The organism is Mesorhizobium sp. M2A.F.Ca.ET.037.01.1.1 (assembly GCF_003998075.1).
Classification (GTDB): domain Bacteria; phylum Pseudomonadota; class Alphaproteobacteria; order Rhizobiales; family Rhizobiaceae; genus Mesorhizobium.
Genome location: NZ_RZSA01000044.1, coordinates 1 through 13690, shown reverse-complemented (window position 1 = coordinate 13690; position 13690 = coordinate 1). Strand labels below are relative to the sequence as shown.

Sequence of the window (13690 nt, the reverse complement as noted above, 5' to 3'; positions counted from 1 at the left end):
GTATTGTCGCGAAGGGTAGATCGCGTGGAGCGGGAAGAGCTCGTCGGACCAATCCGGAAACAGGTCGATCAGCCGGCCGTCGCGCACCTGCTCGCGCGTGGCGAATTCCAGCACCTGCGCGATGCCGGCACCGGACAGGCAGGCGTTGAGCATGGTCGGCGCGTCGGAGGTCATCAGCCTGGTCCGAACGCTGACCGGCAGCGCCTCGTTGCCGCGGCGAAATTCCCACTCATAGGCGCGGCCATGCGCGGCGTCCCAGAAATCGATGGCGTAGTGGTCGGGCAGGTCGGCAGGGTGCCGCGGACGCCCTCGGCGCTCGACATAGGCGGGCGCCGCGACGGTGAGTACGCGCGTCTCGAACAGTTTGCGCGCGGTGAATGAGCCGGCCGGCGGATCGCCGAAGCGCAAGGCAAGATCGAACCCGTCCGCCACCAGGTCGCCCACCGCGTCGCGCATGATGAGCTCGAGGCGAAGCTCCGGATAGAGCGCCAGGAACCGGCCCGCGTGCCCGGCCAGCACCAGCTGCGAGAAGAACGGGTCGACATTGACGCGCAGCCTGCCGCGAACCACCGAGGTGGCGCCGGTGGCCCCGACCGCCGCCTCCTCGATGCCGTCGAGGTGAGGGCCGACCCGCTCGTGGAAGCGCCGCCCTTCGTCCGTCAGGTGCATGGTGCGGGTCGTGCGGTCGAGCAGCCGCACCCCGATGCGGGCTTCCAGCCGCTGGATGGCGCGGCCGACGCCTGAGGCGGTCATGCCGAGCGAGTCCGCTGCCCGCGCCATCGAGCCGGCTTCGACCACCGCCATCAGCACCGTCACGCCGGACAGCAATCTTCCGTCATAAGACATGCGCTATTCCCAACCTGGAGTCCGGATTATGATGACATATCGGCGCTGTGATCAGCAAGCCAAGGGTGTGAAAAGACCGGCCAGAGACCGCCGGCCCGTCGTGGCCGCCGGCCGTGATCCCGTTCAACCACCACAAACGAAGGAAAGATCATGTACGCAGTTACCGCCATTACCGGCCGCATCGGCGGGGTTCTTGCCGAAACGCTGCTGGCATCGGGCCACAAGGTTCGGGCCGTTGTCCGCGACGAAGCCAAGGGCGCGCGGTGGCTGGCCAAAGGCTGCGAGGTCGCCGTCGCCGATCTCGGCGATCCCGGGCCTCTGGCCGCGGCGCTTTCGGGCGGCGAGGGCGCGTTCATCCTGTTGCCGCCGGTCTATGATTCCGAACCCGATTTCCCGGACGTGCTGCCGAAGATCGCCGTCGTCCGCGAGGCGCTGCACAGGGCGCTGCCGCCCAAGGTGGTCGTGCTGTCGACGATCGGCGCGGACGCCACGCAGCCCAATCTGCTCAATGTGTTGCGCCTGCTGGAAGAGGCGCTCGCCGATCTGCCCGTGGCCGTGACGTTCCTGCGCGCCGCCTGGTTCATGGAAAATGCCCAGTGGGACCTCGCCTCGGCGCGCGATCAGGGCGTGATCGACAGCTACCTCCAGCCGCTCGATCGGCCGGTCGCGATGATCTCGGCCGCCGATGTCGGCAGAACCGCTGCGGAACTCTTGCCTGAGGATTGGAGCGGCCACCGGGTGATCGAACTGGAAGCGCGACACAGGGTGTCGCCGAACCAAATCGCCGCCGCCCTTGCCAAGGCGCTCGGCCGCGAGGTCGAGGCACGCACAGTCCCGCGCGAGCGCTGGGAGACGATCTTCCGCGAGCAGGGCATGCGCCATCCCGAAATGCGCATGCGCATGCTGGACGGCTTCAACGAAGGCTGGATCGACTTTCGCGATCCGGATACGCTGGGACGTCAAGGAAGGATTGGGATCGACGAGGCGATTGCGAAGCTCGTCGGCCCGCCTGACCGTATCTAGAAACAACCAGATCCGAGCGTCGCTGCGCGCTCTGAAGGACTGGAACGAGGGCGGTCGGCCTTCAGAAATCGCTCACGGCCTGCCCGGCCGGGCCGCCCAGATAAGTGTTCCACACATAATCCCGGAGCATTTCCCGGTGCTCCGCCGTTCGATGGTGATAGCCCGGTCTTTCGGGGTAGGACACGCCGGCGAGGTGAAAGAAGGCGCCGTCGATGAACTCGTGGTGCCCGACCGCGCCGGCCATCGTCATTGGCCGCTGTTCCACGGTTGCCACGGCGACATCCGCCTCGGCAAGTTTCGAATAGAGGATCGCCCAGTTGGCTGCGCCGGTGTCGAGGCCGAGATTTATGCGGGGTTCGAAATTCAGTTTATAGGCGGCCACGGCGGAGAACCGGTAGAAGCAGTAGCCTGCCCACAAATTCCAGTGCCGATCGTCCGGCTTGGCCTTGTAGACGTGATTTTCGGTACCGTATGCCCTGCGGCCATACACGACTTTGCCGGCCAGATTGGACGGGATATCGAACGGCACGACCGGGAAGCAGTCGTGATCGATGAAGCCGAAGAACTCCGGCTTCAGATGGCGCACGATGTTGTGAAACGCCCAGGTGATCGCCGTTCCATGCGATCTCGACAGGTGTTTTTCGACCCGCATCGGCAAGGCAAGGTAGGGCACGCCGCGCATCTTGCAGATCTGTGCGATGGCCGCTCTCGCCTGGGCCTTCGTAGAATTGTCGACGACGACCAGCGTCATCCCTGGCGAATGCATCTCCCACGCCTTCGTCAAAGCATCGATCACCCAGGGTACGTTGAAGGCGACCGTGATGCACACGCGCGACACCCCGGCGTCGTGCAACTGTTTTGCAAGCAGGCGCCCAGACGCACGCCCTCGATATTCGAAGCTTTTATAGGCGAACTCGTTTCTGAGCGCCTTTAGCTGGATGACCAATCGATTTTTGCTTAGTCCGTCGGCTATTAGTTTGAGTGCCATGCTGGTTCTCGTAGGCAGCCGGCAATCGGCGGGCCTTCGCATGCCCCTTTGCTCGAAGCCGCCGAGAAATCAAGCAACTCGAGTTTCGCTGACCTAGCGACGTTAGGTCAACCTCGGGGTTTTAGCTTTTGCGAAGATCGGCCAGCGGGATGTGCGTCAGGCGTCCAGCCTAGACTCAAATCGACCCGCTGGGTTCGCCAAAAGGTTCCGTTTCGGCAATGGGCGAACAGCCGCGACAATTCCCCACGAACTTTCGTGGTTACGCTTTTGGGGCGATGCGGTGCCGTTTGGATGATCGTCGGCATCGTATTTCGTTCAGAAAGAAAACGGTGCTGTGCGCAAAGGGCCGGTGTCACCTGATAGGTTGTATTGCGGGCGCACATCAGCGAATTCGGGCTGAACAATGCGAGATCGACCGGTTCCTTCAGGCGTTTTGTCCGCTGAAGCAGCTTTTCAGCCGCAGCCTTGGAAATGACATAGCCGGCCGTACCGAGATGCTCGCCGACCAGCCGGCCAATCGAATGGCCGTTCCCAATGGACGCAAGGCGCGCCAATCTGACCTGACCGAAGAACGTCTCGAGCTTGACGATGTCGGCATCGCGCGGGACCCAACTGTCATCGGACAGGAATGGTCCGGCATCGCTCCTGAAAACGACGTCATCCTCAAAGATTGCGGTATATTGCTCGGCGCCATCTGCGATCATTTGCCAGCACTTACGATGGCTGAGAAAGCATGCAATCTCTGGCTTGGTGAGGCGGCGAGCGGCAGGAAAATTCGAGGGCTCGCTGGACGTATCGACCGCCGCAACGCGCTCAAAAGCGATGCCGATCTTCGCGAATTCGGAGGTTGCCTGGTTCAACCTGTCAGGTGATCGATCAAGGTTGATTACCAAGCATTTCATGTGTCATCCGTTCTCTCAAATCGCCTTACGAATTCCTCAGCAGGTAAATCGAACGCAGCCTTTTCCTCCATGATCTTCTCACTCGGCAGTACCACCGGATGTTGGGCATCGCTGTCAGTAGCTGACTGCGACTTGCATTCCAAGAGGTCTCATTGCCGGAACTACCTTCCCGCCTGACAGCCTCGCGATTCGGCCAAGGTGCGTACAGCCAGTTCCCTGGGCTTGTAGGTTATATCTAACAGCGGCTATGTCGCTGCACGGCTGCCGCTGAGGTTTGCAGATGTCGACGATTTCCAGATGGTTCAAGGACGCGCGTTCCAAGTTGCCGGAGCATGTGACGGTTGGCCGCCACACCTATGGCGTGACATGGCGAAAGGTCCTGTTTCCCGCAAAGGAAGCCCCGCTGCGGGTCGGGGCCTTCTGCTCGGTTGCCGGCCGGGTGCTTTTCATTTGCTCCGGCCATCATCCGACCGCGAGCGCTACCACGTTTCCGATTTACAGCCGGCTGCTGAAGCAGCCGGAGCCGATCGCGGAAGACAGCAAGCCGGCTGGCATCACCGTGGGCAATGACGTCTGGATCGGCAACGGCGCCATGATTTTGCCGGGCGTCGAGATCGGCGACGGCGCTGTCGTCGGGGCAGGGGCGGTGGTCACGAAGAACGTGCCGCCTTACGCGATTGTCGGCGGCTCGCCGGCAAGGCTGATCAGATATCACTTTTCGCAGGACGTCATCTCAAAGCTGCTCGCCATCCAATGGTGGCGTTGGGACGATGGCAAGGTCAAACGCGAGGCGGATCTGCTTACCGGCCCGATCGAGGCTTTTATCGAGAGGCATTCTGTGGCAGGCACCGCAACGAAATGACGGGCGGCGGTTAGCGGAACGATGAAGTCGTGTTTCTTCCTGGCGACGGATGCCGGCTACTTCCCATACGCCTGCCTGACGGCGCGCCGGATACTGGATGTCTCCACCCCAATCGACGGCTTTCTGCTCTACACCGGCGCGAGCCAGGCGGATCTTGAAGTCGCCCGGCATCTGCTGGAAGGCAAGGTCGAACTGGTCGATGTCGCCGAGTTCATGACGAATTTCGGCTTTCGCTTCGGAACCTACAGCATTGCCGCTTACATTCGGCTTTTCGCCGATCGGCTTCCGGTTTTCGAGCCGTATGACCGCATCGCATACACGGACTGCGACGTTCTCTTCAACCGGGACATCAATGACCTTGCCAGGCAGCGGCTGCGCGCCCCGCTGCTCGCCGCCCACGACGACTACATGTATTTCCGGCCCTCTTACCGGCAGAAGCTCAAGCTGGCGCCAGGCGCGCCATATTTCAATTCGGGCGTCGTCGTCTTCGATATGAACGCTGTCCGGGAGAATGCGCTGCTGGAGCGCACGCGAAAGACCGCTATTGACGGAAGCATGAACGACCAAAATGCCCTGAACGTCGTCTTCGAGGGCAAATGGCAGACGATGCATCCAAACTGGAACCTGCAGTCGCTCGGAGAATTGGGGGGCTTCTCGCAAGCCTGGGCCAGGCATTTCGCGGGCGGCAAGCCGTGGGGCAATCAGGTCGGGGTCGAGTTGGAAGCGCTGCGCATCTGGCGGGATCTGGCAAGGGACACGCCCTGGGGCAGGCCTTTCGAGCAGCGCATACCCTTCGAACGCGGCGTGGTGAAGCGCTTCCTCCGGCGGTTCGACGCGGTTGCCGGCCTGTTCGGCAAGGACGTGCAGCGCCGCAGGGCCAGATATGACGGCAGCAGGATGCACGCGATCTATGCCAGGCAGGCGGATGAAGGCGCAATGGCCGTGCAGTTTCCAGAAGTGCTTGGCGGTTTCGCCTGAAAAGGCCGCAGTCTGCCTGCCTGGCCCCGTTGACCATGCCCTGTGGATAGTAACCGCTCGTTCACCATGCTCCGGCGCTTGCGTTGCGGCCCGGCGCCCGACTCGCCGAAATGGAAAGGCCTGAACCCGTCAGGCAGCCCCTAGGCCGAGCGGCCGGCGTTTTCATGTACCCCACGGGATGCGTGCTTTAACGCGTTCCGCAGTATGCGCCGGCCGTAACTTCCCTTGTATGGAAAGGAAAGCCCGCGCGAAACCGCAACGGGCATGGAGAAATCGAGGCTACGCCAGCAGTCCGGCGATCTTCGCCGCCTTGCGCAGCGTCTTGCGGGCTTCCACCGGGCTGCGCAGCCCGTCAAGCGCGTCACGGCAGACGCGGCTCGCCGAGCGCCAGGCGCCGTCGCGCGCCTGTCCCGGCCAACGTAGGTCGAGGCATTCCATCGCCTCGAAGCAGCTCGATACCTTGCGTTGGCCGTTTGGCTGGAAATCGATCACGACTGGTTCGGAAAACCAGACATCGTTCATCACTTCCTCCGTTTCTTATGATTGTCTTTTTGAGCAAGCAATCGGTGCCGGATGGCGTCCGATGCAGGTCCGTGAGGCGATTGCGGACCCGCGCATTAACCAACCACCGCGCATTAGGTTCCGAAGAATTTCGAGGCGACGATGGGCAGCGTCGGGACGGGCTCTTCAGCGATTCCGGACGGCTGAAAATCGTGTGACCAAAGTCACTGCAGCACCCTCGCAGGCTGCGCTAATGAATCCGCCAGGCTGATGAAACGCGGGAAAACCTCTCATGATTATCGCCGTGCTTGCACTCGCCATGACCGCCGCGACATTGATGGCGACCGCTTTCGGGCTCTACGACGAGGTCCGGCAAAACCGCGCGCATGCTGAAGCGGATCGTTTGCGCGCGTTTCGAACAGCGTGTCGCCTTCCCGTCAACGCGCGCAACCGATAGGGATCGGCGCGGCCAGGCATGCTCACGCCGCTTTCCCTGGCCATGTGCATTTTTCGGCCTGGAATCCTGCTCTCTCCGGCAGTGTTCGCGGTGCTGGTGCTTTTGTGGCTTTTCTATCGATAGGCAGGCGCGTGTAATAAGGCGCTGCCATGCCCTATTCGACCAGTACATGCGCTTCGCGCGCGGCGGCGATGAAGGCCTCCCTGGCGGCATCGGCCGTGACGTCGCCGCGGATCGCGCGGCGGCAGGCCCGCAGCGCCTCGCCATGCAGCGCACTGCCGGCATCGCGCCATTGGCCGGTCAGCAGCTCGGCGGCTTGTTCGGCGTTGGAGATGTGGCGGATCGACCCGGAAAGGCCGACGGCGACTTCAACCGGCTTGGAGAACCATCCCTGGATCATCGCGAAACCTCCCGAACATGTCGGAACACGATATTCTGCCGTTGCGTTCCGTGCCGGAACGTCAACTCACCGTGAAGCCGCCTCGCGTGGGCGGACCACGTTGCTCATCTTCCAAGCGGCCTGCGCGAAAGCTCGATCAACTCCGCCTCGTCGGTGATGCCGGCCATGTAATTGGCCAGGATGCGCGAGGCGCGTGCTTCCTTCTGCTCGGTAGTCTCGCCCTCGACGCTGCCATTCTCATAGACACGGCCAAGCATGGCCGTCTCGTCGGGAGTGAATGTGTTGCGGGCATTGGACGCGATGGACATGGCTTCCTCCTTGCGCCGGGCTCCTTTTTTGCCCGGCTAATATTAGCATGTTTGAAGGTTGAGCGTGAGTCGCTGCAAGGTATCCTTGCCATGCGCTTCGGCTGACGCCGCTCTTGCCCTGAGGCTGGCCGCTGTTTTGCCGGCCTCGTTATATTCTTGCCGAACGAGCGCTGCGCTGATACGTATTAGCAGCGCGGAATTTTTCCGAGTCTGCATTGACTTGAGCCCGAAAAAGCGCCGCGCGTTCTGTCCGAGACCAGCAACCTCGACGTGGTGGCAACCGGGTTACGAAGGGGTTCTGGTCGAAAAGAAGCAGGGCAGGTCCCGCGTCCAAACCGGGGCAGGCTCATCAACGCTCTGGAATTCTGAAGCCATTGCCCCCATGGCCTTCGGAAGAGCATGAAGCATGGGGAAATCGATGGTTACCAAGAAACTTACCGCCAACGCAGAAAGCGCGGCAGCCTTTCTTGCGGTGATGGGCAACGAAAAGCGTTTGCTCATCATGAACTACCTCGCCGAGGGCGAACTCTCTGTCGGCGTGCTCGCCGACAAGGTCGAACTCAGCCAATCAGCGCTGTCGCAACACCTGGCCAAACTGCGCAGGTTTGGCCTTGTAGAAACCCGCCGTGATCGTCAAATGGTCTATTATTCCTGCAAGTCTTCGGCAGCGCGCGAACTTCTGGCGTTGCTCGATGGCCTGCTGACCACGGACAAGCCGCTTGCCGGACCGGCAAGGCAGGCCTTCGTCGAGAGGATGCGGCGGCCGCAGGCCGCCTGAACGGACTGCTACGCACGGGCGAGGCCGGGGGGCCTTCGTCCGGCGCGGCGCCTTGATGGCGCAGACTGCAATGAAGCGGGCCGTGTCGGGACGCCGCCCGGTTCCCCTGCATTTCCAAGCCGCTCCGCCGTCCCGCCGGCCGGACAGACGGTTCATCACGTTTCTTTGACAAGCGCTGTCTCGATGTCGGATGCTCTCCGCAAGCCGCTGATAGAACAGGCTTTTCTTGGCCGGTTGGGCACACAGACCGACCGCAGGTTACGGATTTGTAAGTCGCCCGGCTGAGCCCTGTTGGCTAGACTTCGAGTCGATCCACACCCCCGGATCATCACGGTGCCGAGCTTCCACTTCGGCTCCGTAAAGAGGCTCGCCGCTCCTGGCGGGCCTCTTTCGTTTCTGGACCGGGGCAGTTCCCAGGGCAATTCAAGGGAGGTGTGGGCGGGTTCCCGCATGGGCCGCGTCAAGAGAGAGAACGGTCCGCTGTTTCCGTGAACGCAACCGCTCTACGGCGACGCCTTCTGTCTGGCGATCACGCTCCTCACCGCCAGCACCAGCACCGTGATGACGATCAGGATCACCGAAAGCGCCGCGATCGCCGGATCGATGTTGTCGCGCAGGCCCATCCACATCAGGCGCGGCAGCGTGATCGCATTCACCGAGGTGATGAACAGCGTCACGCCGATCTCTTCCCAGGAAAGCACGAAGGAGAGCAGCGCGGCGGTGACGATGCCGAATTTGATGTTGGGTATGATGACGCGCGTCGCGCGCTCCCACACGCTGGCGCCAAGGCCGCGCGCGGCAAGATCGATGCGCCGGTCGAGCTGGCTGAGCGACACCAGGATGAGCACCGTGGCGAAAGGCACAGTCATCACCGAATGCGCCATGGCGACACCGAGCCATGTATCGTAGCCGAAGAACGAGGTGAGGCCGGAGACCGAGGTGAGCAGGAAATAGAGCGTCACCGCCGAGACCACCGGCGGCACCACCATGGGCAGCAGCACGAAGCCGACAAGGGCCGCGGTGAAGCGCGGCTGGAACATCCAGACGCCGAGGCTGAAGGTGAGGGCAAGCACCGTGGAGAGCGCGCTGCTCACCACGCCGATCCGGATCGACAGCAGGATGGACTCCAGCCAGCGCGGATCCTCGATCAGCGAGTGGTAGTGGCGCAGCGACAGTTCACCCGTCGGCATGGTCAGCATGCGGCTCGGCGTCAGCGACACCGGGATGACGGCAAGCAGCGGCATCAGGAGGAACAGCGCCACCAGCACGGCGAGGGCGAGCGAGACGGGGCCGGGACGATAGGTCGGCATCTTGGCTACACCAGCTGCTTCGGTTTGACGTAGCGGAAAAGCAGCGCCATCAGCGCGCCGACGAACACCACCAGCACGACGCTGATCGCCGCCCCCAGCCCCCAGTCCGGGCTCTGGAAGATGCGCAGATAGATCAGCTCCGCGATCATCACGCTGCGGCCGCCGCCGAGGATTGCCGGCGTGACGAAGAAGCCCAGCGAGAACACGAAGGTGATCATCGCCGAGCCGATGATGCCGGAGCGCGTCATCGGCACGAACACGGTCCAGAAGGTGCGCATGCGGCTGGAGCCGAGCCCGCGCGCCGCGAGCAGCACGCGCTCGTCCAGGCTGCGCATGGCGGACGCCAGCGGGAACACCGCGAAGGGGATCAAAAAATGCGACATGCCGACGATGACGCCGAATTCGTTGCGCACCAGTGTCAGCGGCTCGGAGATGAAGCCGATCGATTGCAGCCAGGTGTTGATCAGGCCGCGATTGGAGAGCAGCGCCACCCAGCCGAAGGCGCGGGTGAGTACGGAGATCCAAAATGGCACCAGGATGCAGAATTCGGCCAGCACGCGCTGCAGCGGACTGCCGCGCACCCACACCACGGTGATGGCGTAAGCGGCGGTGACGGAGATGAGAGTGACGATCGCCGCGATGCGCAGCGTGCGGATGAATACCGACTGCACCAGGTCGTCGGTGAGCAAAGCATGGTACTGGCCGAGCCCGGGCGTGGGAAGCGTAAAACTCCACTTCACCACGCCGAGGAACGGCCAGGCATAGGCAAGGACCAGGAACAGAAGCAGCGGCGCCATCAGCAGCGCCGCGCCCATCCTGTCGGAGAGGGTGCCTCTCATCAGTGAGAAAGTCTCCGCCCTGATCAGGCGGAGATGATCTTGGTGTATTCGTCGAGCGCGGCGCCGTAATTCTTGGCGTACCACTCCATGTCGAGCGCGATCTGCTTCTTCATGTTGTCCGGATCGACGGGATTGATGCGCTTTTTGTCGGCGGGGATCAGCGCGTCGGCCGCCGGATTGGCCGGACCCTGGCCGAGCTTGTCGAACATCACCAACTCCTTCTGCGGATCCTGCGTGCTGGCGATGAACTTCATCGCCGCGTCCTTGCCGCCGGGGTTGTTCTTGAGCACCGCCAGCGCGCCGGGCGAGATCAGGCCCTGGTCCCAGATGAACTTGATCTGGCCGCCGGAGTCCTGCTCGATCAGCGAGGCGCGCGTCGACCAGACGATCGCCATCGAGGCCTCGCCGTTGAGCAGCACGCTCTGACTTTCGGCGCCGCCGCCCCAATAGGAGACGACGTTTTCCTTGAAGGCGGCGATCTTGTCATGCGCGCGCTTCAGATCGAGCGGATAGAGCGAGGCAGGCGCGACGCCGTCGGCCAGAAGTGCGGCTTCCCAGCTCGACACGCCCCATTTGTAGAGCGAGCGCTTGCCTGGGAATTTCTTGACGTCGAAGAAGTCGGCCATGCCGGTCGGCGCGTTGGAGCCGAACTTCTGCGAGTCGTAAGCGATCACATAGGAGAAGAAGTAGGTGGAGGCTGCATACTCCCAGCCGAAGCCCGGCCGCATCTTGCTCTTGTCGACGATCTTGTAGTCGATCGGCTCGAGCATGCCTTGGCCGCCCAGCGTGATCGCCGAGAACGGGTCGACGTCGACCAGGTCCCAGGTCGGCGCGCCGCTCTTGAACTGCGCGGCGATGGCGCCTTCCGTCGGGCCCGAGCCGTCCATCTTGACCGGGATGCCGGTGTCTTTGGTGAAGGCCTGGCCGTAAGCGGCGTCGTAAGCCGTGATGGCGTCGCCGCCCCAGTTCACCAGCACCAGCCCTTTGGTCTCGGCGAAGGCGCCGGTCGAGCGCAACAACAGCGGCGTGCCGGCGAGCGCCAAGCCCGCTAGTTGCGCAAACTGGCGGCGTGAGATCTCGCCGCGCTTGGTCCGCTCGGCGAGGGATTCGATCGTCTGTTTCTTTGTATCGCTCATGTCAGTTCCCCTTGTTTGTCGTTGATTTGAACCGGAAGCCGCCGCGGTGATGTGTCTGGCCGCGACGGCGGTGCTTACTGTCCTCCATCCGGAAGGAGGAAACCCTTCTCCGCTGGCCATGTAAGCCAGACCGAATTGCCTTTGCTGAGCGCCGCCGCAGCCACTTCGTTCGGCACCGAAACGGTGACCCTGGCGCCCTGGCGCGTGGTGAGGTCGAGCTTGGTCGCCGCGCCCAGATAGGTCGAGGCGACGGCCGTCGCGGCAATGCCGTTCTGGTTGACCGACGCTTCCGGCGCGATCGACATGTCCTCGGGGCGGATGGCGAGGATGGCGTCGCCTTTGATCGCCTCCGCCTTGCAGCGCATGTTGACCGCGCGGTCCTCGCAGAGCCCCGTGGCGCCATTGTCGGCGGGGCGCACGCCCTTCACCGGCAGCATGTTGATCTCGCCCAGGAACTCGGCGACGAAGCGGTTCGCCGGCCGGTCGTAGACCTCATCCGGCCGGCCCACCTGCAAGAGCTTGCCGTGGTTGAAGATGGCGACGCGCGAGGACAGCGCCAGCGCTTCGCTCTGGTCGTGGGTGACGAAGACGAAGGTTGTGCCGGTCTCTTGGTGCAGCCGCTTCATCTCGGCCTGCATCTGGCCGCGCAGGCTCTTGTCCAGCGCCGAGAACGGCTCGTCGAGCAGCAGCACGCCCGGCTCGAACACCAGCGCACGGGCCAGCGCCACGCGCTGCTGCTGGCCGCCGGAAAGCTGTGCCGGCAGTTTCTTCTCGTGCCCCTTGAGGCCGACGCGCTCGACCATCTCGCCGACACGGCTCTTGATTTCCGAGGCGGATTTCTTGCGCACTCTGAGCGGGAAGGCGATGTTCTGCTCCACGCTCATATGCGGGAACAACGCATAGCCCTGGAACACCATCCCGGCGGCGCGCTGCTCCGCCGGGCGGTTGGTGATGTCGACACCGTCGCTGAAAAGCCTGCCCTCGCTCGGCTGCACGAAGCCAGCTAGGATCATCAGGAAAGTGGTCTTGCCGGAGCCGGAAGGGCCAAGCAGCGTCAGGAACTCGCCGCGGCCGATATCGAGCGACAGGTTATCGAGCGCCCGGAACGAGCCGAAGCTCTTGCCGATCCCGTTCGCTTTGATTTCTGCGGCCCGGCCGGGTTGCTGCATCCTGGCTCTTTCCTCAGTTCCCAATGAAATCGTAGGCATGGCTGCGGCTCACCGCAACCGAATAGTTTTCGCCTGATCGGCAAATTTGATTCACGGGTGACCCGTATTGGCAGGTGGCAACAGCGTGTGCAGACGCGGGCGTTCGGCGCTCACTAACGTTCGCGATTGGCGAAAGCCTTCATGCCCTCGTCATTCCAGGGCGGAGCAAGGAGCGAAGCGACGCGCGCAGACCCTGGAATCCACACCGTTACACACGAGCGTTGCAACGGTCCAGAATTCTCGCCCGCCGCACACTTCGGCCAACGTCACGGCATGGATCCTCGGGTCAAGCCCGAGGATGACGACCGGAGAGGGCGGCAGCACTCAATCTAAACCCTGCTCTCCGACAGCTTCGCCCTCAGCCAGTCGCCGAAGGCGTTGAGCACCGGGTGCCCCGCCTTGGCGTGCTCGAAGACAAGGAAATAGGAGCGCGGCGAGGGGATGGTCGCCTCGAAAGGCTTGACCAGCCGGCCTTCGCTCAGCGCCTGGCGGCCGGTCAGCTCGTCGCCCAGCGCAATGCCCTGGCCGGCGATCGCCGCCGAGAAGACGAGGTTCATGTCGGAAAAGAAGATGCCGCCTTCGGTATCGGGATTTTCCACCTTGGACAGCGCCAGCCAGCGCGCCCAGTCCTCGGTGTCGCTGAGATGGAGCAGGCTGGCGCGCAGCACGTCGGCGGGTTTGGAAAAGCCGCCGACCTTGTTGAGCAGCCTTGGACTGCAGAGCGGCGTGAAGGAGACTTCGCAGAGCAGTTCCACGGCCCGGTTCGGCCAGTTGCCGACCCCGAAGGCGATGAAGGCGTCGGCGTCCGGATTTGAGACGTCGTCGAGCCGCCGCGGCGTGAGCACCGACAGCGCCACATCCGGATACATTTGCTGGAACTCGCCGATATGCGTGCACAGGAACATCGAGGCGAAGCCCGGCGGGCAGGAGATGGCGAAGGACCCGCCGACGCCGGCACCGTTGTTGTGCGTCCCCGCGTCGCCGAGCACGGTCAGCGCCTTCCTGACGTCGGCCGCGTAGCGCTGGCCGCGCGGCGTCAGCGCCACGCCCTTGCCGATGCGCTGCAGGAGATCGAAGCCGAGGTCGCGCTCAAGCAGCCGTAGCTGATGCGAGACGGCGCTGCGGGTGAGGTGAAGCTCGTCGGCGGCGCGCCA

The 13690-nt window shown here is 63.2% G+C and carries 16 protein-coding genes; 5 read left to right on the top strand and 11 right to left on the bottom strand.

Going from position 1 to position 13690, the window contains the following annotated elements:
- Positions 1-846 (bottom strand): LysR family transcriptional regulator (locus tag EOA27_RS04225; protein WP_145970260.1); only part of this gene is annotated, 846 nt, incomplete at its 3' end.
- Positions 847-996: 150 nt separating this feature from the next.
- Here EOA27_RS04225 and EOA27_RS04220 point away from each other — a divergent pair.
- Positions 997-1869 carry an NmrA family NAD(P)-binding protein gene (locus EOA27_RS04220; RefSeq protein WP_126078157.1) on the top strand — a complete coding sequence of 291 codons (873 nt, stop codon included), beginning with the start codon at positions 997-999 and terminating at the stop codon, positions 1867-1869.
- A gap of 61 nt (positions 1870-1930) precedes the next feature.
- Here EOA27_RS04220 and EOA27_RS04215 read toward each other — a convergent pair whose 3' ends face one another.
- Both EOA27_RS04215 and EOA27_RS04210 read right to left on the bottom strand, forming a co-directional pair.
- On the bottom strand, positions 1931-2857 hold the full coding sequence (locus tag EOA27_RS04215) for a hypothetical protein (protein WP_126078156.1): 927 nt from the start codon (positions 2855-2857) through the stop codon (positions 1931-1933).
- Between the two features lie 107 nt (positions 2858-2964).
- The gene (locus EOA27_RS04210) at positions 2965-3759 is read right to left on the bottom strand and encodes a glycosyltransferase family 25 protein (RefSeq protein ID WP_126078155.1); all 795 of its coding nucleotides are present in this window, start codon (positions 3757-3759) and stop codon (positions 2965-2967) included.
- 280 nt (positions 3760-4039) lie between these two features.
- Here EOA27_RS04210 and EOA27_RS42925 point away from each other — a divergent pair, with 280 nt between their 5' ends.
- Positions 4040-4621: a CatB-related O-acetyltransferase gene (locus tag EOA27_RS42925; RefSeq protein ID WP_127255532.1), complete on the top strand. Its 582-nt coding sequence runs from the start codon at positions 4040-4042 to the stop codon at positions 4619-4621.
- 21 nt (positions 4622-4642) lie between these two features.
- Positions 4643-5599, top strand: coding sequence for a glycosyltransferase (locus tag EOA27_RS04200; protein WP_126078153.1), 957 nt, complete (start codon positions 4643-4645; stop codon positions 5597-5599).
- Positions 5600-5878: 279 nt separating this feature from the next.
- Here the strand turns inward: EOA27_RS04200 and EOA27_RS04195 are convergent, their stop codons facing one another.
- The gene (locus EOA27_RS04195) at positions 5879-6121 is read right to left on the bottom strand and encodes a DUF982 domain-containing protein (RefSeq protein WP_042638153.1); all 243 of its coding nucleotides are present in this window, start codon (positions 6119-6121) and stop codon (positions 5879-5881) included.
- Positions 6122-6392: 271 nt separating this feature from the next.
- Here EOA27_RS04195 and EOA27_RS40470 point away from each other — a divergent pair, with 271 nt between their 5' ends.
- Positions 6393-6557, top strand: a complete 165-nt coding sequence (locus EOA27_RS40470) for a hypothetical protein (RefSeq protein ID WP_189343184.1) — start codon at positions 6393-6395, stop codon at positions 6555-6557.
- Positions 6558-6711: 154 nt separating this feature from the next.
- Here EOA27_RS40470 and EOA27_RS04190 read toward each other — a convergent pair whose 3' ends face one another.
- Together EOA27_RS04190 and EOA27_RS04185 are read right to left on the bottom strand one after the other, a co-directional pair.
- The gene (locus EOA27_RS04190) at positions 6712-6957 is read right to left on the bottom strand and encodes a DUF982 domain-containing protein (protein WP_126078152.1); all 246 of its coding nucleotides are present in this window, start codon (positions 6955-6957) and stop codon (positions 6712-6714) included.
- Positions 6958-7061: 104 nt separating this feature from the next.
- On the bottom strand, positions 7062-7265 hold the full coding sequence (locus tag EOA27_RS04185) for a hypothetical protein (RefSeq protein ID WP_126078151.1): 204 nt from the start codon (positions 7263-7265) through the stop codon (positions 7062-7064).
- Between the two features lie 418 nt (positions 7266-7683).
- Between EOA27_RS04185 and EOA27_RS04180 the strand changes: the two genes are divergently transcribed.
- Positions 7684-8043 carry a metalloregulator ArsR/SmtB family transcription factor gene (locus EOA27_RS04180; RefSeq protein ID WP_126078150.1) on the top strand — a complete coding sequence of 120 codons (360 nt, stop codon included), beginning with the start codon at positions 7684-7686 and terminating at the stop codon, positions 8041-8043.
- 503 nt (positions 8044-8546) lie between these two features.
- Here EOA27_RS04180 and EOA27_RS04175 read toward each other — a convergent pair.
- From EOA27_RS04175 to EOA27_RS04155, 5 genes are all read right to left on the bottom strand, one after another.
- Positions 8547-9353: an ABC transporter permease gene (locus EOA27_RS04175; RefSeq protein ID WP_126078149.1), complete on the bottom strand. Its 807-nt coding sequence runs from the start codon at positions 9351-9353 to the stop codon at positions 8547-8549.
- Positions 9354-9358: 5 nt separating this feature from the next.
- On the bottom strand, positions 9359-10192 hold the full coding sequence (locus tag EOA27_RS04170) for an ABC transporter permease (protein WP_126078148.1): 834 nt from the start codon (positions 10190-10192) through the stop codon (positions 9359-9361).
- A gap of 23 nt (positions 10193-10215) precedes the next feature.
- Positions 10216-11328, bottom strand: coding sequence for an ABC transporter substrate-binding protein (locus EOA27_RS04165; protein ID WP_126078147.1), 1113 nt, complete (start codon positions 11326-11328; stop codon positions 10216-10218).
- Between the two features lie 74 nt (positions 11329-11402).
- Complete coding sequence (locus EOA27_RS04160) at positions 11403-12497, bottom strand: ABC transporter ATP-binding protein (RefSeq protein ID WP_126078146.1); 1095 nt, start codon at positions 12495-12497, stop codon at positions 11403-11405.
- A gap of 368 nt (positions 12498-12865) precedes the next feature.
- Positions 12866-13690 (bottom strand): LysR substrate-binding domain-containing protein (locus EOA27_RS04155; protein ID WP_127255529.1); only part of this gene is annotated, 825 nt, incomplete at its 5' end.